At 65.0% G+C, this 24644-nt stretch carries 19 protein-coding genes; 9 read left to right on the top strand and 10 right to left on the bottom strand.

Translation table 11 applies throughout. The features are described from left to right. Together QOL62_RS12595 and QOL62_RS12590 are read right to left on the bottom strand one after the other, a co-directional pair. Entirely contained in the window at window positions 1-1179 is a 1179-nt protein-coding gene (locus QOL62_RS12595) for a sulfotransferase family protein (protein WP_283406518.1), read from the bottom strand. A gap of 120 nt (window positions 1180-1299) precedes the next feature. Beyond that, the gene (locus QOL62_RS12590) at window positions 1300-2187 is read right to left on the bottom strand and encodes a helix-turn-helix transcriptional regulator (RefSeq protein WP_283406517.1); all 888 of its coding nucleotides are present in this window, start codon (window positions 2185-2187) and stop codon (window positions 1300-1302) included. Between the two features lie 159 nt (window positions 2188-2346). On the opposite strand from QOL62_RS12590, the gene QOL62_RS12585 reads away from it, so the two are divergent. Genes QOL62_RS12585 through QOL62_RS12575 form a run of 3 tightly spaced genes read left to right on the top strand, consistent with a single transcriptional unit; the run spans window position 2347 to window position 5427 of the window. Further along, window positions 2347-3138, top strand: a complete 792-nt coding sequence (locus tag QOL62_RS12585; protein WP_283406516.1) for an SDR family NAD(P)-dependent oxidoreductase — start codon at window positions 2347-2349, stop codon at window positions 3136-3138. Between the two features lie 29 nt (window positions 3139-3167). Continuing rightward, on the top strand, window positions 3168-4178 hold the full coding sequence (locus QOL62_RS12580; RefSeq protein ID WP_283406515.1) for a zinc-dependent alcohol dehydrogenase: 1011 nt from the start codon (window positions 3168-3170) through the stop codon (window positions 4176-4178). Window position 4179: 1 nt separating this feature from the next. Beyond that, window positions 4180-5427, top strand: a complete 1248-nt coding sequence (locus tag QOL62_RS12575) for an MBL fold metallo-hydrolase (RefSeq protein WP_283406514.1) — start codon at window positions 4180-4182, stop codon at window positions 5425-5427. A gap of 41 nt (window positions 5428-5468) precedes the next feature. Here QOL62_RS12575 and QOL62_RS12570 read toward each other — a convergent pair whose 3' ends face one another. Continuing rightward, on the bottom strand, window positions 5469-6254 hold the full coding sequence (locus QOL62_RS12570) for an SDR family NAD(P)-dependent oxidoreductase (protein WP_283406513.1): 786 nt from the start codon (window positions 6252-6254) through the stop codon (window positions 5469-5471). Window positions 6255-6466: 212 nt separating this feature from the next. On the opposite strand from QOL62_RS12570, the gene QOL62_RS12565 reads away from it, so the two are divergent. Next, window positions 6467-7270, top strand: a complete 804-nt coding sequence (locus tag QOL62_RS12565) for an SDR family NAD(P)-dependent oxidoreductase (RefSeq protein ID WP_283406512.1) — start codon at window positions 6467-6469, stop codon at window positions 7268-7270. A 58-nt stretch (window positions 7271-7328) separates the two neighbouring features. On the opposite strand, the gene QOL62_RS12560 is transcribed toward QOL62_RS12565, so the two are convergent. Next, entirely contained in the window at window positions 7329-8159 is an 831-nt protein-coding gene (locus QOL62_RS12560; RefSeq protein ID WP_283406511.1) for a TIGR00266 family protein, read from the bottom strand. A 193-nt stretch (window positions 8160-8352) separates the two neighbouring features. On the opposite strand from QOL62_RS12560, the gene QOL62_RS12555 reads away from it, so the two are divergent. After that, window positions 8353-9069, top strand: coding sequence for a tetratricopeptide repeat protein (locus QOL62_RS12555; RefSeq protein ID WP_283406510.1), 717 nt, complete (start codon window positions 8353-8355; stop codon window positions 9067-9069). Between the two features lie 52 nt (window positions 9070-9121). Here QOL62_RS12555 and glmU read toward each other — a convergent pair whose 3' ends face one another. After that, window positions 9122-10501, bottom strand: coding sequence for a bifunctional UDP-N-acetylglucosamine diphosphorylase/glucosamine-1-phosphate N-acetyltransferase GlmU (glmU, locus tag QOL62_RS12550; protein WP_283406509.1), 1380 nt, complete (start codon window positions 10499-10501; stop codon window positions 9122-9124). Between the two features lie 61 nt (window positions 10502-10562). Between glmU and QOL62_RS12545 the strand changes: the two genes are divergently transcribed. Together QOL62_RS12545 and QOL62_RS12540 are read left to right on the top strand one after the other, a co-directional pair. Beyond that, window positions 10563-11258 (top strand): HAD-IA family hydrolase, encoded by a 696-nt coding sequence (locus QOL62_RS12545; protein ID WP_103730628.1) that lies wholly within the window; start codon window positions 10563-10565, stop codon window positions 11256-11258. A gap of 81 nt (window positions 11259-11339) precedes the next feature. After that, window positions 11340-12218: an isocitrate lyase/PEP mutase family protein gene (locus tag QOL62_RS12540; protein WP_283406508.1), complete on the top strand. Its 879-nt coding sequence runs from the start codon at window positions 11340-11342 to the stop codon at window positions 12216-12218. Here QOL62_RS12540 and QOL62_RS12535 read toward each other — a convergent pair. From QOL62_RS12535 to QOL62_RS12515, 5 genes are all read right to left on the bottom strand, one after another. Beyond that, window positions 12215-15046: a M16 family metallopeptidase gene (locus tag QOL62_RS12535; RefSeq protein ID WP_283406507.1), complete on the bottom strand. Its 2832-nt coding sequence runs from the start codon at window positions 15044-15046 to the stop codon at window positions 12215-12217. The genes QOL62_RS12540 and QOL62_RS12535 overlap by 4 nt on opposite strands. 161 nt (window positions 15047-15207) lie before the next feature. Beyond that, window positions 15208-15990, bottom strand: a complete 783-nt coding sequence (gene purC, locus QOL62_RS12530) for a phosphoribosylaminoimidazolesuccinocarboxamide synthase (protein WP_103730545.1) — start codon at window positions 15988-15990, stop codon at window positions 15208-15210. Between the two features lie 247 nt (window positions 15991-16237). Then, window positions 16238-18061, bottom strand: a complete 1824-nt coding sequence (locus QOL62_RS12525; RefSeq protein ID WP_283406506.1) for a response regulator — start codon at window positions 18059-18061, stop codon at window positions 16238-16240. Beyond that, window positions 18051-18917: a CheR family methyltransferase gene (locus tag QOL62_RS12520; protein WP_283406505.1), complete on the bottom strand. Its 867-nt coding sequence runs from the start codon at window positions 18915-18917 to the stop codon at window positions 18051-18053. The genes QOL62_RS12525 and QOL62_RS12520 overlap by 11 nt, the downstream gene beginning before the upstream one ends. Further along, window positions 18914-22015 (bottom strand): response regulator, encoded by a 3102-nt coding sequence (locus QOL62_RS12515; RefSeq protein ID WP_283406504.1) that lies wholly within the window; start codon window positions 22013-22015, stop codon window positions 18914-18916. The genes QOL62_RS12520 and QOL62_RS12515 overlap by 4 nt, the downstream gene beginning before the upstream one ends. Before the next feature lie 239 nt (window positions 22016-22254). Here QOL62_RS12515 and QOL62_RS12510 point away from each other — a divergent pair, with 239 nt between their 5' ends. Both QOL62_RS12510 and QOL62_RS12505 read left to right on the top strand, forming a co-directional pair. Further along, the gene (locus QOL62_RS12510) at window positions 22255-24051 is read left to right on the top strand and encodes a pilus assembly protein TadG-related protein (RefSeq protein WP_283406503.1); all 1797 of its coding nucleotides are present in this window, start codon (window positions 22255-22257) and stop codon (window positions 24049-24051) included. Next, on the top strand, window positions 24048-24641 hold the full coding sequence (locus QOL62_RS12505) for a TadE/TadG family type IV pilus assembly protein (RefSeq protein ID WP_283406502.1): 594 nt from the start codon (window positions 24048-24050) through the stop codon (window positions 24639-24641). The genes QOL62_RS12510 and QOL62_RS12505 overlap by 4 nt, the downstream gene beginning before the upstream one ends. Window positions 24642-24644 lie beyond the last annotated feature (3 nt).

Here is a 24644-nt window from a genome sequence, read left to right as displayed (position 1 = left end):
TCAGCCCTCCCGCGCGATGTCGTAGCGCGAGAGATACCGTTCGAAGAGCGGCTCCAGGTCCGCCTTCGAAAGACCGTACTGAGCCAGCTTGTATTCGTGACGACCGAACTTGTCCTGCGGGTTATCGTCCACCCACTGCTGGATGCCCGCCTCGGCCTCGGAGGTCCATTCGTCCCCCAGGGCGGCGTAGACCTTCCTGGTGGCGGCCACCGGATCGCTGACGAGATCGGCGTAATGCACGTCGATGATCTTGTCCTCACCGTACATGTCGCGGAAATCCATGATCCGGTTGGCGTGCTCGGCCGCTTGCCAGGGGTAGTCTTCCTTGAGCCACTCGGCGTCGATCCTGCCCATGTGCGCCATATGGCTGAGCGAGATGATCGAACACAGCGAGCCCGTGGCGGTGAACGGGTCGCGGTGCGTCCAGATGACACGGGCATCGGGGTAGACCTTGAAGATCGTTTCCAGCCACAGCGCATGGCTCGGCTTCTTGACGTTCCAGACGCCGCCCGCGTGGTGCTGCAGCACCTGCAGGAACTTCTTGTGGTACTCGTACGCGCTCGTCATGTCGCAGGAGAAGATGAAGTCCTTGTACAGCGGCAGCTTGCCCTTGGACTCGATCATCAGCGTCTTGAAATCGTGCGCCATGAAGAACACGCACTCGTTCGGATAGATGGCAGAGCCGCGGTAGTACTTGCCCATGGCCGGGTTTGCCGCCAGCGCGGCCTTTTCCTGTGCGAGACGGCTGGTCGCACGGGGATCACTGGTCAGCAGCGCGTTGGACCCCACCGGCGGCACCGGGTCGTCGATCTCCCAGGTGAGGGGCGAACGGCGGGCGGGGTCGGCCGCAAGCAGGTTGGACATTAGCGTGGTGCCGGTGCGCGGCACGCCCATGACAAAGACCGGCCGCTCGACCGGGCGCTCGAGCAACTGGGGATTGTCGCGGAGGTACTGCGACACCTTGAGGCGGCCGCGCAGGTAATGAAGGGTGTCGTTGCGCGCGCGCTCGATGCCGCCGTCGGTCATCCAGCCCCGGTCAATGCCTTCGTTGAACGAGCGCGTGAAAACGTCGAAGCCTTCGCGCCAGCTGTCGTTGTCGAAGCTGTCGATGCCGGTGTCCTTGATCGCCTGCTCGACCAGAGCGTCAGGTACGAGTCGTTCGGCGGCAGTCGTGGCCATGATGCGGTTGTCCTCTCCCATCGGCCTGTGCGGCCGTTCATGAGGGAAGAGTAATCGTCCCTCACACCTGCAAGGCAACGCGCTTGGAGTGCCAGATCCGGACGTTATGTCGATTTCCGGTCAAGACCCGACGGGCTGTTCAAGCGCACGCCCCTGCCGCTGCCGGAAGGTACTGGGGCTTGCTCCGACAGCGCGGCGGAAGGCGAAGGTGAAGCTGGAAGGGGACGAGAAGCCCATGGAAAAGGCGATCGTCTTGACGCTCTCGCCGTCCATGAGGAGTCGCTTGGCCGCCTCCATCCGGCGCTGTTCGATGTAGTCCCCGATCGAACAGGCGCGGCTGACCCGGAAGCCTCGCGTTAACTGCCGGATGGACAGCGAGCAGAGCCTGGCCAGTTCCTCCAGCGAGGGCGCCGCCGAGTAGTCGGCCAGGCGCTCGTCGATCAGCCGCAGGCGCCAGCCGGAAAGGCCGCCGGTCACGGGACGCTCCGCCACCTCCAGGCAATGACGGGCCAGTTCGATGGCCAGCTGGCTGCCAAGCAAGGCCAACATCTTCTGCCAGGCCAGCCCGGGGTGGCGCACCTCGGCCGTGATGCGAAAGAGGAGGGCGCGGATCTGTGCGCTGCCGATGTCGAGCGCGGCGGCGAGGTGCGCGTCGTCCCAGCTGAGGCTCTGGCCCGCAAGATCGTGAACAAGCGCCGCGTCGATCGTACAGATCAGTGATACCTGCCGGCCGGTGCCACCCTTGATGGACAGCTCCTCGCCCGGAGGAATCACGAAGATGTCACCCAGCCGCTCCAGCCGGTGCGGCCCCCAACGGTGCCGATACCCTCCGCGAGACTGCAGCGGACGCGGGGTAAGGCACATGTTGACATGATAGCCCTCTGCAACGGCGTGCCGGGTGTCCGTAGGTGTCGGTATGTCGAAACGCACAAGCTGGGCGCAGATGCCGTCGCTCTCAAGGCGGGCATCCACGCTCATGGAGGGGCGTTGCACTTCGTCAGGCATCATCGGCGTCTTTCCGGCGCAAGGGATCGCTATATGTCCCGAACGCCACGTTCCGACCGTATTTCTATGGCGCTCGGGCTTGCGGGACAACGCCCCGCCCCTGAACATCGCGGCCACGAATGCGCCGCCTGAAGGCGTGAACCGGGATCGAGGGAGAAAGTGATGGCCAAGGGCCTGTTTGACTGCACGGGCAAGGTGACGGTGGTGACCGGAGGCAACGGCGGCATCGGTTTCGGCTTTGCCATGGGTGTGGCCAGGATGGGCAGTGATGTCGCGATCTGGGCCCGCAACGCCGAGAAAAGCGCGAAGGCCAAGGCGGAGCTTGAAGCGGCCGGCGCGGGACGGGTGATCGCTTACCAGGTGGATGTCTCCGAAGAGGCGAACATCGTTGCGGGCTACGATCAGGTGATGGCGGACTTTGGCCGGGTGGACTGCGTGTTCGCCAACTCCGGCGCATCGCCGCGCTACAACTCGGTCTTCGACATGCCGACGGACCACTGGTATGACTTCCAGAAGACCGCGCTGCACGGCGCCTTCTTCACCCTGCGCGAAGGCGCGAGACTGATGAAGGAGCGCGTCGAGGCTGGAGACGAAAGCGGCGGCAGCCTGGTGGCCTGCGGATCGCTCTCGCTCTTTCAGGGACTGCCCGGCAAGATGGAGTATGCCGCATCGAAATCGGCGGTGGCCGCGGCGATCCGCTGTCTCGCCATCGAACTGGCGCCGCTCGGCATCCGCGCCAACGTCGTCGCGCCGGGCCTGATTATCACGCCAATGATGGGCGAAGGCGCGCGGGCGGAAGCGGTCGCGCAGCACTTTGCGCCGACGATACCGATGAAGCGCACCGGTCGGCCCGCGGATTTCGAAGGAATCGGCGCTTACCTGTGCTCGGACGCCAGCAGCTTCATGACCGGTGAGACCATCACCATCGACGGGGGATACATGGTCCGGCCGTGAGGGCGGCGGACCGGCGAGGAGAGAGGCGAATGGAACTGCTCAGGATCCATGGATCGGGTGACGTGCGGCTGGATGCCTACGAGCGCCCGCCCACCGGTCCCAATGATGTCGTCGTCCGGATGAAGTCAGTCGGGATCTGCGGATCGGACCTGTCCTACATCAAGATTGGCGGCATACCGACGCCCGGGACGCTTACGGCGCTCGGTCATGAAGGCGCTGGGGAGGTGATGGAGGTCGGCCCTTCGGTTGAAGGAATCGCGGTGGGAGATGCGGTCGTCGTCAATCCGATGATGACCCCGGGCAACATCGGGTCGGGCGGGCCGGAAGGCGCCTTTACCCAGGAGCTTCTCGTGCGTGAGGCCCGGCTCGGTGAGTCGATCCTGCCCATCCCCGAGGGGATCGACTTCGACGTCGCCGCCATGTGCGAACCGCTTGCGGTGGCCATGCACGGGGTCAACCGGGCCGAGGTCAAGCCGGGCGACAAGGTCGTCGTGTTCGGCTGCGGACCGATCGGGCTTGGCATGGTGCTGTGGCTGATCGACCGTGGCATTACCGACGTCGTTGCGCTCGATCTGGCGGAGGAGCGGCTGGAACGCGCACGCGCTCTTGGTGTGCAGGCCGCGCTTGATCCGACGAAGGTGGATCTGCGCGCGGAACTCGCACGTCTTCATGGCGAGGTGCCGAGTTACGGCCGCGTGGGCGTGGGTACGGACGCCTATATTGACGCCGCGGGTGCGCCCAACATCCTGACCGAGGTCATAATGATGGCCAAGCTTCACGCCCGGCTCGTCATTACGGCGGCGTATATGAAGCCGATTGAATTCCCCGCCGGGCGTATGCTGACCAGCGAGATGACGATCACGACGGCCGTCGGCTACCCGACAGAGATGCCCGAGGTGATCGCTGCCATGCCGCGCCTGAAGGACAAGATCGCCGGCATGATCAGCCACAAGCTACCCTTCAGCGAAGTCATGAAAGGCCTTGAGATCGCCGCCATGCCGCAGTCGGCCAAGGTCATGATCGGGTTTGAGGAGAACTGAAATGAGCGAGGTGAAAGACGCCGGGCCAAAGCTTGCCAATCTGGTGCGTTCGGGTGACGAGCAGACTGCGGCCATTGCCGTGACGGATTTCGTCTTCCAGGCGAACGACATCTCCAATGCCTATCTGGTGACCACCAGCGAAGGCGATGTGATGATCAATACCGGATTTATGGACAACGCCGAGCGGACGAAGCGGCTGCTGGAACCGCATCGCACGGGTCCGCTGGCCTTCATCATCCTGACGCAGAGCCACGCGGATCACTATGGTGGCGTACCCGACTTTGTGGAAGAGGGCACCCAGGTCGTGGGCGGTCCCGGCTTCAATGAAGCGCTTGGCGACATGATGAGGCTTCAGCCCTTCTTCGGTCCCCGCAGCGGAAAGCTGTGGGGGGCCACGCTGAAACGCGGCAATACCCCGAAGGCCGCTCCAGAGGTGAAGCCCGACATTCTTGTCGACCGCCGCCTGACCATGGAACTGGGCGGACGCTGCTTTGAACTGATCTCCACGCCCGAAGGAGAGACGATCGACAGCCTGACCGTCTGGATGCCGCGCGAAAAGATCGCTTTCACCGGAAACCTGTTCGGGCCGGTGTGGCTATCCATGCCCTTTCTCAACACCTTGCGCGGAGACAAGCCGCGACTGGTCCGCAATTACCTGAAGTCCCTCGAAACGGTGCGCGATCTCGGCGCCGAGATCGTTATCACCGGCCACGGTGAAGCGATCCGAGGCAAGGACCGCATCCGGGCCGACCTCGACAGGCTGCACGCCGCCGTCTCCTACGTCCGCGATTACACACTGGGCGGCATGACGGAAGGGCGCGATGTTCATAGCCTGATGCGCGATTTCGCCTGGCCCGAGGGGCTTGCGATCGGCGAATACCACGGCAAGGCGAGCTGGGCCGTCAAGTCGATCTGGCGGGAGTATTCGGGCTGGCTGCATTACGAGGAGGGTACGACGGCCCTCTACGGTGTGCCCAGGACAAGCGTGGATGCCGACCTTGTCGAGCTTGCAGGTGGCGCGGACATCCTGGCCGCGCGCGCGCAGGCGAAGCTCGACGGCGGGGCTCCGTTGGAAGCCATACACCTCACGGACATCGCCTTGAGTGCCGAGCCCGCCAACGCCCGCTCGCTCGCCGTGCGCAAGGCGGCGCATGAGGCGTTGCTGAAGGAGAGCGGCGGGAGCAACCTGTCTGAGACGATGTGGCTGCGCTCCGAGATCGCCGCCATGGAAGCGAAGCTGGCGGACTGATCGCGGGCCCCCTCCCGGTCTTGACCGGGAGGGTTCGCAGTTCAGTCCTCGATTGTCACCATGCCGCCGAGAACCGGTCCTCCGGCCACGGCGATGGCCTCGCCCGTGATGTAGCTTGCGGCGTCGCTGACGAGGAACGCCACCAGCTGCGCCACCTCTTCCGGATAGCCGTACCGCCGCAGCGGAAACACGTGAGTGGCGCTGTCCGCATCGAAGCCAGCTTTCTCCCATCCGGCCCGGGCCTTCTCCGTCGCCGTCATGCCGGGCGCCACGGCATTGACGCGTATGCCCACGGGACCCCACTCGGCGGCCGAGACGCGGGTGAACATCTGCAGCCCGGCCTTCGCTGCGGAATAGGCTGCCACACCCTGCGTGCCGTGCATTCCCGCGACGGACGATATGTTGACGATGCAGCCCCGCACTTTGCGCAGGTGGGGGAAGGCAGCTTGTGAGGCATACATTGCGGAGTTCAGGTTCAGCGCGATGTCGCGCTCCCACTTGGCGGGCGGCATCTGGGCGATCCCGACGTGCCCGTGAGCGCCCCCCGCGTTGTTGACCAGAATGTCAAGGCGCCCGAAGTGCGTCGCTGCGGTATCGACCATGTTCTGGACCGGGTCCAACTCGCGGACATCCGCCTCGACCGCCAGACCACTGCGGCCGAGCACCTCGATCTCTCGCACGACGGCATCGAGGGCAGGGCGCTTGCGTCCGACCGCCACGATGTCGGCACCGCGTCGGGCGAGGAGCAGGGCCGTCGCCCGACCGATCCCCGTGCCAGCTCCGGTAACCACGGCAACGCGGCCGCTCAGGTCGAATTCTTCGAACATGTCCTCTCCTCCCTCACCCGGCCACCGTCGCCGCGATATCCTCCGGAGCAGCGTGCTCTGCGCTTGGCATTGTGCGTGCGTGCCTCTTCACTAGCACCGAACCGCGAACGGCATCGCCCGGATGATCGCCATTGCCGGGCCACCATCCGGCATCGCCATCAAAGATAGTATATACTATCAAACAGTCAGGCAACAGGGACTGGAGCAGAGAGATGAGTGAGCACGATCTTCTGGATCTGGGAGGGCAGGTCGCGATCGTCACCGGAGCCGGGCAGAACGCGGGACGCGCCATCGCGCTGGAGCTATCCCGCCACAATGCCGCAGGCATCGCCGTCAACGACTTCGTTCCGGAGCGGGCCGAGGCAGTGGCGGAGGAAATCCGCAGGACCGGCGTTCCGGCGCTGGCGGTGCCGTTCGATGTCGGAGACCTCGACGCGATCCGCGCGGCGAACGCGGCGATCAAGGAGGCGCTTGGGCCCGCAACCGTGCTTGTCAACAACGCGGGAATGGCAGGCCCCACCGCCCTGCTGAGGCCGAGGGTGAACTTCTGGGAAGAGGATCCTTCGGCCTGGGACCAGTACCTGCGCACCAACCTCTACGGCGTGTACAATGCCTGCTTCGCCTTCATTCCGAACATGGTTGAAGCGAAGAAGGGCCGCATCGTGACGATCGTTTCGGATTCCGGTCGCGTGGGGGAGCCGAAGCTGGCGGTCTATGCTTCAGCGAAGGCCGGGGCCCAGGGCTTCGTGCGTTCCATCGCAAAGGAGGTCGGTCGCTACAACGTGACCTGCAACGCCGTTTCGTTGTCCTCCCTGATGCCAGACATGCCGGAAGAGAAGCTTGCCGAGATCATGGAGAGTGACCGCGCCAAGGCGCAGGTCGCACGCTATATCATCCGCCGCTACGGGAAGTCGACGGACGTGGCGGCGCTGGTTACGTTCCTCTGCTCCGACGCGGCCGAGTGGATCACGGGCCAGACCTATCCCCTCAACGGCGGATATGCGCCTTCGATGTGATGGAAAGCGGCGCGTCACCGGGACAATCCGGGGTGGAGCGCGCCGCTTTCGATAAAACTTAGTCTCCGTCGATCAGGTTGCCGAAGGAGCCAAGTATCGAGCCTTCGCCTCGATTCTGGCCACCGCGTGAACCGGCGGCCGACAGCATCCGGCCCGCCAGGCGCGAGAAGGGCAGGGACTGGATCCACACCTTGCCCGGCCCTCGCAGGCGCGCGAAGAATACGCCTTCGCCGCCGAAAATCATCGACTTGACGGAGCCGGCGCGCACCACGTCGAATTCGACGCTGGGCTGGAAGGCGGCGACGCAGCCGGTATCGACGTGCAGTTCCTCGCCGGGGCGGAGCTCCCGCTCGATGACGGTGCCGCCCATCTGGACGAAGACCCAGCCGTCGCCTTCCAGGTTCTGCATGATGAACCCTTCGCCTCCGAAGAGGCCGGTCATGATGCGCTGCTGGAAGTGAATGCCGATGGAGACCCCGCGCGCCGCGCAGAGGAAGGCGTCCTTCTGGCAGATCAGGCGGCCTCCCACGTCGTCCAGCTTGATCGGCAGGATCGCGCCGGGCACGGGTGCGGCAAAGGAGACGCGCGCCTTACCGTGGCCGCGATGCGTGAAGACCGTGGTAAAGAGGCTTTCGCCCGTAACGAGGCGCTTGCCCGCCCCCAGCAGCTTCCCCATGAAACCGCCGCCCTGGTCGGCCGAACCGTCTCCGAAGACCGTGGTCATATCGATCGACGAATCCTTCCAGACCATTGAACCGGCTTCCGCCACCGCGCTTTCCCCCGGATCGAGTTCAATCTCGACAAATTGCAGGTCCTGACCCTTGATCTCGAAGTCGACGTCATCCGAAATCGACGAATTACGGCTGTGACTCCAGGGGCTATTCGCCATCGTAAAACTCCAGTTACCGGCCTGCGTGCCGACATTTGCGATAAACTGGGTTTGGTTTCGTCAAGATGACTTGTCAAACCACGGACGTCGGATATCTTCGGGCGTTCAACGAACACTGGCTGACGACTTGGCCTCATCAAAGAGCTCGGCGCAGACCGGCGCAGAACAGTGTCTCGGGAGAGGAAAATCGCTGATGAACGCTCGAATTGCGTCCTGTGTCCTGACTTCCCTGCTTCTTGCCGGTGCGGCGCACGCCAACACGGCCACCCCTGCGCCCGCCAAGCTGGCCAGCAACAGCTTCAATGCCCCCGCGCGCGTCACCGACACGCGCTTCGACGCCGCAGCCCATGTGGAGCGCGGCTATAATCTTCTCCGGCAGGGCAAGCACGACCAGGCGGTGAAGATGTTCGACAAGGTCATCGCCGATTCGGAGCGGCAGTTCGCCGGGGACATGCGCCCGCGCCTGTGCCGCAGTGACGGGCAGGACGCCGCCGGAGCCATCGTGGTCGACAAGGCCCTGTGCGAGGCGCACTTCGGCAAGGGCTTCGCGCTCATCGATCTCGGCCGTGGCGACCTCGCGGAAAACGAGCTGCGGAAGGCATCGCAGATGGCGCCTGCCAACGCGCATTTCACGAATGAATACGCGGAACTGTTCAAGTCCCGGCGCGACTGGCAGCAGAGCTATGACCTTTTCGCGAAGGCCTGGGCCGTTGTCGACAAGACGACCGGCGGCGCAGACACCAAGGTCGCTGCACGCGCGCTGCGCGGAATGGGCTTCACCAAGGCGGCCATGGGACAGTTCGATGCAGCGAAGGGCTTCTACGAACAGTCGCTTCAGTACGATCCGGGAAGCGCAATCGCCCGGGCCGAACTCGGCAACATCGCCCGTCGCACCGCAATCGGCTCCTGATCGTTCGTTCGGCCGCCGCGCCGCCAGGAGGCGGCGGCCCTGACGCCGGTAATCAGCGGGGCTTCTCGGCCTTCTTCTTCTTCATCGCGTCGTGGAAGCGGTCCGCCCAGCCCGGCTTGACGAGCTGTTCCCCGCGCACGAGCCGCAGTTCGCCGTCCGCGACGTCTCGTGTCACGGCGCTGCCCGCCGCCACGATGGCATCGGCGCCGATCCGGAGCGGAGCCACGAGGGCGCTGTTGGACCCGATGAAGGCACGGTCGCCGATGACCGTCTGGTGCTTGAAGTACCCGTCGTAGTTGCACGTGATCGTGCCAGCGCCGATGTTCGCACCGGCACCGATGACGGCGTCTCCCAGATACGTCAGGTGATTGGCCTTGGCGCCTTCGCCCAGCACCGCCTTCTTGACCTCGACGAAATTGCCGACTTTGGCGTTGGCCTTCAGCACGGCGCCGGGGCGCAGGCGGGCGTAGGGTCCGACCTCCACGCCGCTCTCGAGAGTGGCGCCTTCAAGGTGCGAGAAGGCGTGGATCACGACCTTGTCCGCAACCGTCACGCCCGGACCGAATACGACGTTCGGCTCCACCGTGACGTCGCGACCGAGGCGCGTGTCCCACGCAAAGAACACCGTTTCGGGAGCGACCAGCGTGACGCCGTCCGCCATCGCCTGCGCGCGGCGCTTGTGCTGCCAGCGGCCTTCCGCCTCGGCAAGCTCGCCCCGGCTGTTGATCCCGGCCACCTCGTCCTCATCGTCCGTGACGATGACGGCGCAGGCGCGGTCTTCCAGCGTCGCGATGTTGACGATGTCGACCAGGTAGTACTCGCCCTGGGTGTTCTCATTGCCGACCTTGGCGAGAAGGCCGAAGAGATCGGCGGACTTCACGGCCATCAGCCCGGAATTGCAGAGGCGGCAGGCGCGCTGTTCGTCCGTCGCGTCCTTGTACTCGACCATCATGGCGATGCGGCCGTCGTCGTGAGCGAGAATGCGGCCGTACTGCAGCGGATCCTGCGGTTCGAAGCCCAGCACCACGACGGCCGGCCCGTCCGGTGCGTGAAGGCGCTCGATCATGGCGCGCATGGTCTGCGGCCGCACGAAAGGCACGTCGCCGTAAAGGATCAGCACGTCGCCATCGAAGCCCGAGAGGGCCTCCTCGGCCTGCTGGACCGCATGGCCGGTGCCAAGCTGCGGGTCTTGTACCGCGATCGTCGCGCGGGTGCCGAGCGCCGTGGCCAGTTGCTCGCGCCCATGCCCCGCGATGACTACCTGCCGTTCCGGCGCAAGTTCGGCCGCGCTGGCGAGCAGGTGCTCGAGCATCGGGCGACCGGCAATGGGATGGAGCACCTTGTGCAGGTCGCTCTTCATGCGGGTTCCCTTGCCGGCGGCAAGAACGACGATGGCGAGCGGCGTGGTCTGGGTGGGGCTGGCAGATGTCATGCGCGCTCTAGTGCCAGCAAATTGTTGCGGTTTCCATCCCGTGCCGTCACTGCATCGCACCATGACTGATTTTCCTTTCGCGATAGTGGGGTTCGACCTTGACGGGACGCTGCTCGACACGCTGGGTGACCTCGATCACGCGGTGAACCACGCCCTCGCTCTGGAAGGACGGCGCGCCGTCGCGCGCGACGAAGTGCGCGGCTTTGTAGGCGGCGGTGCGCGCAGGATGCTGGACAAGGCGCTGCTGGCGACCGGCGGGCCGGTCGAGGCGAGGCGGTTCGAGGAACTGCACACTGCGCTGCTGGACTTCTACGCCGACAACATCGCGGTCGAGACGCGGCTGTTTCCGGGGGGTGAGGCGATGCTCGATGCCTTGGCGCAGCGGGGGGTGCGCATCGCCGTCGTGACTAACAAGCTTGAGCGCTTCGCCAGAGCGATCTTCGAGCAACTGGGTCTCTCGGAGCGGTTCTACGCCATCATCGGCGGGGATACGCTGGGCCCCGGCCGTGCGAAGCCCAGGCCTGACCTTCTTCACCTGATGCGTGAAAAGGGCGGAGCGGGCGCGGCGGCTTACGTGGGCGACACCAGCTACGATACGCTGGCGGCTGCCGCTGCGGGGCTGCCGTGCGTCGCGGTCAGTTTCGGATTCAACGACATGGCGCCGGCGGAGCTGGGCGCGGCGGCGGTGATCGACCACTTCGATGAACTGGTCCCGACGCTGGAGCGCATTGGCAACGCCCCGCCGATAAGCCGCTGAAGCCTTTGGTCCGGTACGCCCGCACGCTTGCCTGTTCGGGGGCGACGTGCGAGCCCTCGATCCCAGAGAGGGAGACAGGACATGCCGACACCGGGTGAAAAGCTGCGCGCGCTGATCGAGAACGGCGAGCACTTCGTGGCTGCCGAAGCGTACAGCGCGCTTACCGGGCGAATCGTCCAGCACGTCGGGTTCAAGGCGGCCTACCTTGGCGGCCATGCCTGTTCGGCCTTCCACTACGCGGTGCCCGACAACGGCATCTTCAGCCAGATCGAGCAGATCGATCAAGCGGGAAGGATCGCGCAGGCCATGGATATCCCCCTTGTCGCCGATGCCGACACCCTGGGCGAGACAGTGGCGGACGCCTATCGCTTCACGAAGATGTACGTCGCAGCCGGGGTGGCCGGGTACCACGTCGAGGACGAGGTGAACCCCAAGCACTCCAAGCATGTGAACGGGCTCTGCCCGGTGGAAGAGATGCAGTGCCGGATCGAGGCCGGCGTCAAGGCGCGTGGCGATTCGGGCCTCGTCATCATCGCGCGCTGCGACGAGTTGTACACCAGCGCGAACGGCGGCGGCGGCACCGGATCTGTGGAAGAGGCCATCCGGCGGGGCAAGGCCTACGCCGAGGCGGGTGCGGATGCCATCGTCTTTGCCAGCGCTCCGCCCGAACAGCAGGCGCAGGTCATTCCGCACATGCCGATCCCCGTCTGCACCCTCGGCTTCAACTTGCCCGATACCCGCTTCACCCTTTCCACGGGCTGGGGCTGGGTCTCCGCCGCGGTCAACCACCTGAAGATGGCGCGGGAGCTCATGGAAACCGGCTCGGTCGCGAGCGCAGCCGCCGCATTCGGCGACTTCAAGGAAAAGTACGAGCTGATCGACCAGAAGCTGTACGACGACCTGATCGTCGACTGGGCGGAGCGGACGGGCAGGGAAACCCGTCCGAACCACGCCCGCTAGGAGGTGGGAGCGGGTACTGCCGCATCCTTGGGCAGTGCCAGCACCTCGACTCCCGCGCCTTGCACGAGATAGCGGCGGGCAACAGCCTGCACGTCTGCCGGTGTAAGCGCCAGCAGCCGATCCCGAGCGTTCCGGAAACGCTCGATCCGGTCTGGTTGCGATTGCGCCCGGGCCGCCAGCGCCATCCAGCCGCCGTTGGTCTTCAGCGCGTTCTGGTAGGCTTCGATGAGCGGCTGCCGTGCGCGGCGCAGGATGTCTTCGCTTACCGGCGCGGCGCGCAGTTCGTCGACCACCTGTGCAATCGCCTTGCGCGTGGCGGGCACGTCCGTCACATCGATGGAGGCGTTGACGGAGAAGGTGCCGTAGCCCTTCCATCCGCGCGAGAGGCTGCTGGCTGCCGAGGGTGAGTAAGCCTTGCCCAGCGCTTCCCTCAGCTGGTCGGTGAGTTCGACGCGCATGACGCGCTCCAGCATCTCCAGCGCCAGCGCTTCGACCGCGTCGCTGTCGTCACGGGTGGGCCAGGTAATGCGCAGCAGCGCTTGGTCGGCGGGGCCGGAGTGCCGCACGATTCGCAGGGAGCGGTCGCGGGTGAACGGGCGCGGCGGGCCGGCCGACTCTTCGTGAAAGCCCCTTTCACGTGGCGGAAGCGCGCCGAACGTCCGAGCGACAAGGGCGATCGCGGTATCCTCGTCGATGTCACCGACAAGCGCGATTTCCACCGCACCTTTGGCAAGCCGGTCGCCGATATCGTTCCGCAGCTTCGCGTAAGTGAGTTGCCGGTACGCCTCAACGTCCCCAAGGCTGAAGCGCGGATCGCTGTCGCTCAGGATTGCGCCAAGCCGCGCGCCAAGAGCGGAGGCGGGCGTAGCGTCGAGCTGGGCAAAGAAGTTGTTGATGGCCTGCCGGTAGCGCACCTCTCCCTCAGGCCGGTAGCCCGGGTCGGTGATGAGCGCCGTCAGGAGCTGGAGCTGGATTTCCAGATCGCGCGGCGTGGTGACCAGACGCGTGTCGAAGCTGCTTTCTCCCCGGCCGAGACCCAGCGACACGCTGCGCCCCGCAAGGATCGTATCGAGTTCGTCGCGGCTGTGCCGGCCGAGGCCGCCATCCTCGAGGTTAGGCACCAGTTGCGTGGCGTGAGGGTTGTCGCGGGTGTTGAGCCGATCCCCACCGTCGATGGAGAGGCTGACGCGCACACGGTCCTTCTCGAGGTCCGTCCGTTTGAGGTTGAGCATCACGCCGTTGGCGAAGCGCACCTCCCGCAGGCCGAGATCGTCCCGGCGCGTGTCCGAGGTGATCTGTCCGGGCGGGCCGAAGTCCGTATAGGCGAACTGCGCGGTGTCGGCGGCGGTGGGCCTCTCCACCTTTCCGTGCATCACATCGTTCCAGGCCGCCTGCAGCGCCGCTTCGCCGCCTTCGAGCGCCTGACGCCCCTGGAAGCGGATGAGCGGAGCATCAAGCCCCAGCGCCTCGCGCTTCAGTGCGGCGAGCACGGCAGCGGGTGTGATGTCGGGGGCGAAAGCCTCGAACCGTTCGAGCGAGGACTGCGGCGTCGACGGCACGAGGCGGTCTTCAACGAGCGTGAGGGCAAGCTGCGCCAGCATGGCGTTGCTGCGGGTAGAGGCGGCGGCCGCCGCGTTCACGCTTGCCGTGCGAAGCTGCGCGACCTGCTCGGCCACTTCCGCCTCGGAAAAGCCGTAGGCGAGGGCGCGGCGGTATTCCCGGCCGGCGGCTTCGAGACCCGCGCGCCACTTGCCGTCGACGGTATCGACGATAAGTCGTGTCGACCGGGCGGCCTTGAACACGTCGCCCGTGCCGAAACCCGCGCCCCGAAAAGGAGGCTGTGCGCTGCGGGCGAGGCGCTGGAGCCGTCGGTTGACGATGTCGTAGCCGATCGAGCGCAGCAGCCTCTCGCGCCGCTCCGCGATCGTGTCGGGCTTGTGCAGCGATGTGCCGTTTCGCTGGACGGTGATGCGCTCGGACAAGGCGGGGTCGAGGTAGGCGGACGCGCGGTTCCTGTCCTTGCGCGAGAAGGGGCCTGGTGCGGGCTGAGGCTCGGCCGGCTTGGGCGCCCAGTCGTTGAAGTGCCGCAGAATGCCCGCTTCCACGGCATCCACGTCGAAGTCACCGACGATCACGAGGGTCGTGCGCGCGGGAACGTACTCGCGTTCGTAGAAGGCGCGCAGGCTTGCTGCGCTGGCGGCCTGGAGTGTCTCGGCCGTGCCGATAGGGAAGCGCTGCGCGTAAAGCGAACCCGGGTAGAAGAAGCGGGTGGACTCGATGGCGTTGCGCAAGGCCCAGGAATTGCGGTCCCGCATTTCCGAGAGGATGACCCCGCGCTCCCGATCGACCGCTGCCTGCGCGATGGTGAGGTTGCCGGCGGTCTCGCGCATCAGCATCAGCGCCGTGTCGATCAGCGCGGGATCATTGCGCGGCAGATCGAGCTTGTAGACCGTGCGCTCGAAGCTGGTGGAAGCGTTCGTGTCGGCACCAAAGGCAAGGCCCTCCCGCTCCAGAAGGGGCACCATCTGGCCTTCCGGCACGCGCGTGGAACCGTTGAAGGCCATGTGTTCGACGAAGTGCGCAAAGCCGTGTTCGGCAGGCCCTTCGTCCAGCGATCCCACCTCGACGTTCAGGCGAACGACGGCGGTCCCGGCGGGTGTCGCGTTGCGACGGATGACATACCGCATGCCGTTTTTGAGCCGCCCGAAGCGGAACGCGGGATCGACGGGTACGTCGCTGTGCTGGAAAGCCCAGGTCATGTCGGCGTGGGGGGCTTTCTCCTTCGCTGCCAGTGGCGGGGGCACCAGCACGAGGAGAAGCGCGATCAAGGAACCTCTCATCGCGCCACGACGTAGCGAAGGGGCGGCAGCGGTGGCAAGGGGGTGGTGGCGCAGCGTGCGGGAAAGTCGAAGCCGGCAGGCGTGATTCCGAAACGAGAAGAGCGGCGCCCGCAAAGCACCGCTCCTTCTTGTTTCATCTCGCCTGTGGCTTACTTGCCGCGCAGCTTGCGGTGCTTCGACAGGTCGAGCACCTCGCTCGGGCCGGCATCATCCTGGAGCAGGCCGAGACGGCGGGCGACTTCCTGGTAGGCTTCCTCCTCCCCGCCGAGGTCGCGACGGAAGCGGTCTTTGTCGAGCTTTTCGCCGGTGACCATGTCCCACAGGCGGCAGCCGTCCGGGCTGATCTCGTCGGCCAGGATCACGCGGCTGTAGTCGCCATCCCAGATGCGGCCGAACTCAAGCTTGAAGTCGACGAGGCGGATGTTGATGGCGGCGAACATGCCGGCCATGAAGTCGTTCACGCGGATCGCCATGGCGGCGATGTCCTGCATCTCGTCGTGGTTGGCCCAGCCGAAGCAGGCGATGTGTTCTTCAGCGACCATCGGGTCGCCGAGCGCATCGTCCTTGTAATAGTACTCGATAAGCGTGTGAGGCAGCATCTCGCCCTCGGCGATGCCGAGCCGCTTGGAGATGGAGCCGGCCGCCACGTTGCGCACAACCACCTCGATCGGGATGATCTCGACCTGCCGGACGAGCTGCTCGCGCATGTTCAGACGGCGAATGAAGTGGTTGGGCACGCCGATGTGATTCAGGCGCGTGAACACATACTCGCTGATGCGGTTGTTGATGACACCCTTGCCCTGGATGGTGCCCTTCTTCTGCGCGTTGAAAGCGGTCGCGTCGTCCTTGAAGTACTGGATCAGCGTGCCGGGCTCGGGGCCTTCGTAGAGGATCTTGGCCTTGCCTTCGTAGATCTGGCGGCGACGGGACATGCGCGTGGTCCTTGAAACGATCAAAAGAGCAAGCCCCGGCGCCTTGGGGACGGCCGGGGCGTTCGAGCGCGCATATAGTGCAAGCGGGTGTAAAAGCAAACCGCGCTCAGGATTGCCCGCGCCGCTTCGGACGCAAAGGGGCGAAAGAGACAAGGCGTGGTGCCATTGTCACGCCTCTGCCGCGACGGGCGACGAGGCGCGAATCGCCGAAAGCGCTCCGGGGTGGCGGCGCGTTCCTGCGGCGGCCTTACGGTACGCGGTCCTTTGCGCTCTCCGCCAGTTCGAGCAGCATGTTCCGAACATCTGCCGATAGGAAAGGCTTGTTTAGCATAGGACGGTCGCAATGCGCCTGTGGCAGGTGCTCGCGGTCGTAGCCGCTGATGAAGGCAAACGGTGTGCGCCGCCGGGCCAGCTCGTCGGCCACCGGGCCGATCTTCTCGCCGTTGAGGTTGCCGTCGAGAAGGGCAAGATCGGGGCCGGTCTCCTTGATGAGCGCAAGGGCCTGGTCGCAGGAAGTGGCAGGACCGAGTGGCACGCAGCCGCCGTTCTCTATCTCCATCATCAGTTCGATTGCCACCAGTGGCTCGTCCTCGACCACCAGGATGCGCAGGTGCGGGAGTGGCTCCGAAGCGGCGGGACGGTCCGGCCTGGCGCAGACCGGCGGCGGGGGCGGCTTGACCGCTCCGCCGACGACAGCGGGTCCGAGCGGAAGGGTCATCGTCCACGTCACGCCTTCCGGAGCGAAGTCCGACACGATCTGCGCCCCGTCGGCAAGCATGCTGTGCTCGATCAGGGTGGAGCCAAAGCCGCGCCGTTCTGGCGGCTGGACAGGCGGACCGCCCCGCTCGAGCCATTCCATGTGCAGGACATTGTCCGTGCAGGTCCACGTCAGGCGCACCGTGCCGACGGCATTGGAGAAAGCCCCGTACTTGTGCGCGTTCGTGGCCAATTCGTGGAACACCAGAGAGAAGCGCAGCGCCAGTTCCGGCGAAAGATCGACATCGGGGCCGTCCAGCAGCAGGCGCTCCTCGCTTACGGCGCCGATGGCGACATGATCGGCAATGAGGCTGCGCAGTCCGGCGCTTTCCCAGGTGGTCGCACTCAGCATCGAGTGCGCTCTGGACAGAGCCTGGAGGCGGCCGGTGAAGGCGTCCTGGAAGTCCTTGTGCGACCGGGCGTGTCGGAATCCCTGGGAAGCGATGGCCTGGACTGTCGCCAGCGTGTTCTTCACGCGATGGTTCAATTCACCGATGAGCAACCGCTGCGTCTCCTCGGCGCGGCGGCGTTCGGTGATGTCGAGCATTTCGATCATCACGCTCCCGGGCCTCAGGCCGTTGCCCGCCAGGGAAGAGCAGTACCATTCCCCCTCGCGCAGCATGCCGTCTGCCCGGCAGTAGCTGTGTTCCTGCATGGCGCGGCGATCACCGCCTTCGATCAGGGCGGCCATGCCGTTGAGGAACTCCTCCCGTCCGGCATTCGGCGGCAGAAAAGGCGCATCGTGCAGCGACTGACCCAGCACTTCGGAACCCAGGTAGCCCAGCGTCCGCTCGGCGCTCTTGTACCAGCCGACGATGCGAAGGGAGGAATCGATCTCCAGCACCGCAAGCGGCGAATTGTCGCCATGCGCCCGCAGGCGGCTGAGCGCGGCGCCGAGTTCGTCCCGCTGGAACGCGAGTTCGCGTCGCTGGCGGGCCAGTTCGACGAACACTGCAACCTTGGAGTTGAGGACGGTGATGTCGATCGGCTTGAGGAGGTAATCGACCGCCCCGGCTTCGAAGCCCTGAAACTTGCGCCGTTCGTCCGTGGCGACGGCGGTCAGGAAGATGATCGGAACGCCGCGCGTACGCTCGGTGCCGCGCATCAGTTCGGCCAGTTCGAACCCGTCCATCTCGGGCATCTGCACATCGAGCAGGGCGAGGACGAAATCGTGCTTGAGGAGCAATTCGAGCGCCTCAAACCCGGAGGATGCCGTCACAAGCTCGACGCCGGGCTGATCAAGCGCGGCCTCCAGCGCGACGAGGTTCTCGCGGATGTCATCGACCGCAAGGATTTTCAGAGGCTCATTCAGCAAAATTGGCCTCCAGCGCGTCGTGAGTCGTGCGCCGCCAGATCTTCTCCTGCGGCGCGAACTCAGCGAAGCTCTCGGTTTCGGCCGAGAAGTTGATGGTCTCCCGTGCGCCCAGGCCGAGGAAACCGCCGGGGGGGAGCGACCGGGCAAAAAGGCCGAGGGCGCGGTCCTGCAAGGTCCGGTCGAAGTAGATCAGGACGTTGCGGCTGGAAACCAGCTGGACCTCGGAGAAGACCGCGTCGCTGGCAAGGTTGTGGTCCGCGAAGACGGCGCGGCGACGCAGGGCGGGATCGAAGCGGGCGACACCGTAGCTGGCTGTGTAGTAGTCCGACAGCGAGCCCAGTCCGCCGGCCTCGATGTAATTGCGCGAGAACCCGGCGATGCGTTCGATTTCGTAGATGCCCGCTTCCGCCTTCGCCAGGGCCGCACGGCTGATGTCGGTGCAGTAGAAGTGCGTGCGCTCCTCAAGCCCGGCCTCGCGGAAGAGGATCGCCAGCGAATAGAACTCCTCCCCGTTGGCGCAGCCCGCAACCCAGACCTTGACCGACGGCCATGTGGCAAGGTGCGGGATGACCTGCTCGCGGATCGCGCGGAAGTACGACGGATCGCGGAACATCTCGCTGACCTGGATGGTCAGGGTGCCGATCAGCACAGGCAGGCTCTGCGGATCATGCAGAATGACATCGAGAAGGCTGGACATGTGCGGCAGGCCGAAGTGGGCCTGCGCGTGCTCCAGCCTGCGGCGCAGCGATGCGCGCGAGTAGTCCCGGAAGTCATACTGGTACCGCCGCCAGATGGCCTCGACGATGAGGTCGAGCTCGATATCCGCAAGCGTGTCGTCGGACCGGATCACCATCATCGCGGCATCCAGACGCGCACCAGGCTGAGCAGCTTGTCCACGTCCAGCGGCTTGGAAAGATAGTCGTTCGCGCCGGCCTCAAGGCACTCGCGGTGGTCGCGCTCGGTGGCCTTGGCGGTGAGGGCGATGATCGGCAGACGCGACCATTGCGCATCCTTGCGGATCTCGCGCATGCAGGTGAGGCCGTCCATCTCGGGCATCATCACGTCCATCAGGATGAGATCGACCGCCGAACCGTCGCTATCGGCCACGCGGGCCAGTTCGCCCAGGGCCTCGATGCCGTTACGGGCGATCCGTACGGATACGCCATGCGGTTCGAGCACCGATGTGAGCGCATAGACGTTGCGAATATCGTCTTCGACCACGAGGACCTGCCGGCCTTCAAGCGCCTGATCGCGACCCAGGGAGCGGGCCAGAAGCTGTTGCTTTTCCGCCGGAAGGTCGGACACGACCTGGTGGAGAAACAGCGTCACTTCGTCGAGCAGGCGCTCGGGGCTCTTGGCTCCCTTGACGATGATCGACTTGGAGTAGCGCCGCAGCCGCATCTCCTCTTCGGCCGAGAGATCGCGGCCGGTGTAGACGATGACCGGCGGGAAGCCGACGCTTTCGTCGTGGGAGAGGCGTTCGAGCAGGTCCAGGCCCGACATGTCGGGGAGGTTGAGGTCAAGGACCATGCAGTCGTAGGTTTCGGCGCCGAGGCTGTCGAGGCACTCCGCCGCCGAGTGGACCTCGACCGTTTCGACGTCGCGCGAGGCGAGGAGATGGTGGATCGCCTGGGCCTGCTGCGCGTCGTCCTCCACCACAAGGACGCGGCGCAGGCGCTGCGCCATCCGGGCTTCAAGCCCTTCCAGCATATCGACTAGCGTGTCGCGGCTGACCGGCTTGAACAGGTAGCCGACCGCGCCGCTTGCCAGGGCGGCGTGATCGTCGTGATCGGCAGAGACGATGTGGACCGGAATGTGGCGCGTGCGCGCGTCGCGCTTGATGCGGTCGAGCACGGAAAGCCCGGTGTGGTCGGGCAGGTGCATGTCGAGGATGACGGCCTGCGGAAGGTACTGGCGGGCAAGAAGCGCGCCTTCGTCGGCCGTACCTGCGATGAGGCACGAGAAGCCGACTTCGTGAGCCAGATCCGCCAGGATACGGGCGAATGCGGGATCATCCTCGACGATGAGGATGATGCGCGAATCGCCGCTCAGCGTCTCACGATCGTCCGGCACCGCGGCGATACGCCGGCTGACAGTGGGGCCGGGGACCGGCGGGCTGGCAAGCGGCGTGGGGGAGGGCTGGCGGACATGCTCAGGAGCGGAAGCCGCGTCGAAGCGCCGGGGCAGGGTGAGAGTGAACGCACTGCCCTTGCCGGGCGTGCTCTCCAGCGTGATCGCGCCGCCGAGAAGCTGCGCCAGTTCGCGGGAGATCGAAAGGCCGAGGCCGGTGCCGCCGTACTTGCGGGCAATTCCGCCGTCCGCCTGCCGGAAGGCCTCGAAGATGGTGCCCTGCTGGTCTTCCGGGATGCCCGTGCCGGTGTCGCGCACCGTAAAGGCCATCCGATCCCCGGCTTGCGTGACTTCCAGCGCGACATGGCCGCGCTCGGTGAACTTGATGGCGTTGGACAGGAAGTTCTTGAGAACCTGTTCGAGGCGCAGCGGGTCCGTTTCAATCTCGATCGGCGCGTCGCTGGCGATCTCAAGCCGTAGATCCAGGTTCTTCTTGGCGGCGGAAGCCGCGAAGGTGTCGCGCAGCTTGGAGACGATGGCCGAGACCGGCACCGTCCGCGGCTCCAGGTCGAGCTTGCCGGCCTCGATCTTGGAGATGTCGAGAACATCGTTGATGAGGGTGAGCAGGTCGTTGCCCGAGGTCTCGATCGTCTCGGCGAATCGGACCTGTTCGTCGCTGAGATTGCCGCTGCGATTGTCCGCCAGAAGGCGCGCCATGATAAGCAGGGAGTTGAGCGGGGTGCGCAGTTCGTGGCTCATGTTCGCCAGGAACTCGCTCTTGTAGCGGCTCGCCTGTTCGAGATCCTCGGCCTGGCCGCGCAGCAGGGCCTGCGCGCGGGTCAGCTCGTCACGCTGCGCCTCGAGTGAGTTGGCCTGCTCCTCCAGCTGTGCGTTCGACCGTTCGAGTTCGGCCTGCTGCTCCTCGAGCTGAGCCTGCGAGTGGAGCAGGACCTTGCTCTGGGCTTCGAGCTCATCGTTGGTGGTGCGCAGTTCCTCGCTCTGGTTGGCGAGCTCCTCGGCCTGCTGCTGTGTTTCGGCAAGCAGTTGCTCAAGCCGGGCGCGGTACTTGGCCGCGCGCAGGCTGAGGCCAAGCGAGGCGCTGACGACATCGAGGAATTGCAGAGCTTCGGGCGCTCGCGATTCGGCATCGTCGAGGAAGCCGAGCTCGATCACGGCGTTGATCTTGCCGTCGATCACGGTTCCGCCAAGGACCAGCTTGTCGAGGGCGGCATGGCCGAGCGCGCTTCCGAAGGCGAGATAGCCAGCCGGCACTTTGGTGATGATCCGCGAGCGGCCATCACGCATCACTTCGCCCAGCAGACCGTCGCCGGGCTGCAGCTTGTGAGGCACGTCCGCGCTGGAGGGAACGCCATAGCTTGCGACACGATTGTAAGTGCCATCCTGTTCGACATAGATGACACCGGCCGAGGCGTCGAAACGCTCCGCAAGGAAGGTCAGGGCTCGCTGGGCGAGCTCCTGAAGCGCCAGGTTGCCCGCGACGTTCCGTGACAGCGTGGCTTCACCTTCTCGGACGGCCTGCAGCGCACGAGTCGCATTGCGGTACGAGATGAACGCCGCGCCGATGCCGGCGAGAAGAAGATTGGTGATCGTGCCCAGCGTACGATTGATGAGGGCCACGCTCTGCCCCACGCCCGTGGGGGCGACGTGATAGCCCACGACCACCAGCACCGTGGCCACGGCAGCCACCGCGATCGGCGCCAGACGGTGCGGCGCCAGGTACGCCAGAACCGTTGGCAGCAGGTAGATCACCCAGATCGAGGTTCCCAGCGGCAGCAGCGTGTCGGCGACGAAAGTCAATCCGATTACAAGGGGAAGCAGGATGTAGAGGAGCTTTGAGTTATCCAGTCCGCGCGCCGTCGCCATTCACTCAACTCGCAGGGATAACTGCCTGGAATTCGGAACCGCCCCCCTGCGCGCGGTCCTTCGGATCGGGCAAACAACGCCCGAAGGGCATTGCTGGTTCCCGGCGATATAAATTTTTTCGCTCCGCCTGATGCCGCTTCTGGCGGATGCCGCCGGAGCCGATGCGAAAACTTCCTTAAGATATTCGCGGTATTAACATCGGGAAGAACGGGACAAATGCAAGGACAGCTTGGTTGACGATGCGTAAAGCATTTGATTTCGCGGCAAAACTGTTTCGTGACACCTCAGGCAACGTCCTGCCGATCGCGGCAGTTGGCATGCTGGTGGCCGTTGCCATCGTGGGCTCCGCCATCGACATCAGCCGCAGTTACCTTGTGCGCAGCCAGATGCAGGCTGCGTGCGATGCCGGCGCTCTGGCCGGGCGGCGCACGGTCACGACCGAAGGGTTCGATAAGGCTTCTAAAGATGCGGCTCTGGCGTATTTCGCGACGAATGTTCGTAGTGCGAACCTGAAACTGGGCACTGTCGTTCCCGACTTTAGCTCCCCAGACAATGGGCAGACGGTGGTTGGCACCGCCACAACGGTTTTGGACACGCTGGTCATGCGTGTCTTCGGGCGCAACACCTTCGACATCCGGGTGACCTGCAGCAGTTCCATGGGCGTGGGCAACTCGGACGTCATGATGGTGCTCGACACCACCGGTTCCATGAACACGACCCTGACCGGCTCGCAGACCCGCATTCAGGCCCTGCGTGCGGCGATGAAGAACTTCTACGGCACGATCGCGGCGGCCACGGCCAGCAGCAACGCGCGTGTGCGGTACGGGTTCGTGCCTTACAGCTCGTCGGTGAACGTCGGCCGGCTCATCATGGACCGCGATCGCCGCTATATCGTCGACAAGCAGACATACCAATCGCGCGTGTGGGAGGCGTCGTACGGCACACCGAGCAGCTTCACCAGCTGGTCGCGATCGAATGCTGCAGACAACTACAACACGCTGGCGGAGTGCAACGCCAACAAACCGCCGAACTCGTCCGATTTCGAGGACGCCGATAGTGGCACGCAGCGCAAATACGAGTACAGCTGCCAGGAGACGCGTGTATGCTCGTTCCTGATCTTCAATTGCCGCACGGTCTACATCGTCAACGAACGCTATCAGTCGCGGTCGGTGACGCAGGGCTGGTCCTATCAGCCGCAGGAGTACGACACGAGCGTCTACAAGACCTTCGCCCGCGCCACTACGCCCACCGGAACCAACGGTGCCAACGTCTCCTCCGTCTGGGCCGGCTGCATCGAGGAACGCCAGACTGTGGCGCAGAGCGCCTTCAGCTACTCGTCAATCCTTGGCATCAGCCCTGCGGGCGCGCTTGATCTCGACCTCGATGGTGCGCCCGACGTGAACCGCGATGCGACGAAGTGGAAGCCGATGTGGCCCGAGGTGGCCTTCCTCCGCTGGGACAGCCGCAGCAATTACACGACAGCCAAGACCTCAAACGGTGGTGCCGCGAATTCTTATTGCCCGGTTCGCGCGCAGCTTCTCGCACCGATGAGCCAGAGCGCCTTCAACGCCTACGCGGACTCTCTTCAGGCCGAGGGTAGCACCTATCTCGACATCGGCATGATCTGGGGCGGTCGCTTGCTCTCGCCGCAGGGGCTGTGGTCGTCGGTGGTGAACGAGGAACCGCGAAACGGCGGCGAAGTGTCGCGCCATCTCATCTTCATGACCGATGGTGAGATGGAGCCGAATTACCTGATCCAGCAGGCCTGGGGCATCGAGTACTATGATCGCCGCGTTACGAGCGACGGCTATTCGAACGATGCCGCGCGTCATACCAGCCGCTTTCGCGCGGTCTGCGAGGCGATCAAGGACAAGGGCATCCGCGTCTGGGTCATCGCCTTCACGACCAGCATCAACTCCGACCTGAAGGCCTGCGCGTCCGATTCAAGCTCCTATGTGGCGAACAACTCCACGGAACTGAACGCGGCGTTCCAGGAGATCGCCAAGCAAGTCGGTGAACTGAGGGTGGTGGAGTGAGGATCCCGGCCAGCCTCAGGCGGCTTCGCGACGACGCGCGGGGTGCCACCATCATCGAGTTCGCGGTCGCCGCGCCGGTTCTGATCCTGTTGCTGATGGGTATCTTCGACATGGCCTACAACGCCTACATCGTGTCGGTGCTGCGGGGCGCAGTGCAGGAAGCGTCGCGGCGCAACAGCCTGGAGATCGCCAATACCGCGCAGTCGGATGCCTACGTGGAGAAAATGGTCAAGACCGTCGCGCCTGCAGCCGCGGTCACCTTTAAGCGGGTCAGTTACTACGATTTCGCCGACATCAAGCGCGCCGAGCTTTGGAATGACAAGAACGGTAACGGGCGCTGCGACAACGCCGAGATCTACACCGACGAGAACAGGAACAACCGTTGGGATGCGGACGTCGGCACCAACGACAACGGCGGGGCGAACGACGTCGTCCTCTACACGGCGACCGTCAAGTACAAGCCTGTGTTCGTGGTGCCCTTCATGCCGAACGGCGGCGCGTTGCGCACCCAGAGCGCGACCGCCGTGCAGAAGAACCAGCCGTTTGCGCTTCAGGAAAAGTACGGCTCCTCGTCGGGAACCTGCTCATGATGT

The sequence above is a fragment of the Novosphingobium panipatense genome, from assembly GCF_900182875.1.
In the GTDB taxonomy this organism is placed as follows: Bacteria; Pseudomonadota; Alphaproteobacteria; order Sphingomonadales; family Sphingomonadaceae; genus Novosphingobium; species Novosphingobium panipatense.
Note: the sequence above shows the minus strand (reverse complement) of the source record. Positions and strands in the feature narration are given on the sequence as shown.

Coding starts and splice junctions, on each gene's coding strand:
- QOL62_RS12595 (WP_283406518.1), bottom strand. CDS start 1,179: ATGGCCACGACTGCCGCCGAACGACTCGTACCTGACGCTCTGGTCGAG.
- QOL62_RS12590 (WP_283406517.1), bottom strand. CDS start 2,187: ATGATGCCTGACGAAGTGCAACGCCCCTCCATGAGCGTGGATGCCCGC.
- QOL62_RS12585 (WP_283406516.1), top strand. CDS start 2,347: ATGGCCAAGGGCCTGTTTGACTGCACGGGCAAGGTGACGGTGGTGACC.
- QOL62_RS12580 (WP_283406515.1), top strand. CDS start 3,168: ATGGAACTGCTCAGGATCCATGGATCGGGTGACGTGCGGCTGGATGCC.
- QOL62_RS12575 (WP_283406514.1), top strand. CDS start 4,180: ATGAGCGAGGTGAAAGACGCCGGGCCAAAGCTTGCCAATCTGGTGCGT.
- QOL62_RS12570 (WP_283406513.1), bottom strand. CDS start 6,254: ATGTTCGAAGAATTCGACCTGAGCGGCCGCGTTGCCGTGGTTACCGGA.
- QOL62_RS12565 (WP_283406512.1), top strand. CDS start 6,467: ATGAGTGAGCACGATCTTCTGGATCTGGGAGGGCAGGTCGCGATCGTC.
- QOL62_RS12560 (WP_283406511.1), bottom strand. CDS start 8,159: ATGGCGAATAGCCCCTGGAGTCACAGCCGTAATTCGTCGATTTCGGAT.
- QOL62_RS12555 (WP_283406510.1), top strand. CDS start 8,353: ATGAACGCTCGAATTGCGTCCTGTGTCCTGACTTCCCTGCTTCTTGCC.
- glmU (WP_283406509.1), bottom strand. CDS start 10,501: ATGACATCTGCCAGCCCCACCCAGACCACGCCGCTCGCCATCGTCGTT.
- QOL62_RS12545 (WP_103730628.1), top strand. CDS start 10,563: ATGACTGATTTTCCTTTCGCGATAGTGGGGTTCGACCTTGACGGGACG.
- QOL62_RS12540 (WP_283406508.1), top strand. CDS start 11,340: ATGCCGACACCGGGTGAAAAGCTGCGCGCGCTGATCGAGAACGGCGAG.
- purC (WP_103730545.1), bottom strand. CDS start 15,990: ATGTCCCGTCGCCGCCAGATCTACGAAGGCAAGGCCAAGATCCTCTAC.
- QOL62_RS12520 (WP_283406505.1), bottom strand. CDS start 18,917: ATGATGGTGATCCGGTCCGACGACACGCTTGCGGATATCGAGCTCGAC.
- QOL62_RS12515 (WP_283406504.1), bottom strand. CDS start 22,015: ATGGCGACGGCGCGCGGACTGGATAACTCAAAGCTCCTCTACATCCTG.
- QOL62_RS12510 (WP_283406503.1), top strand. CDS start 22,255: ATGCGTAAAGCATTTGATTTCGCGGCAAAACTGTTTCGTGACACCTCA.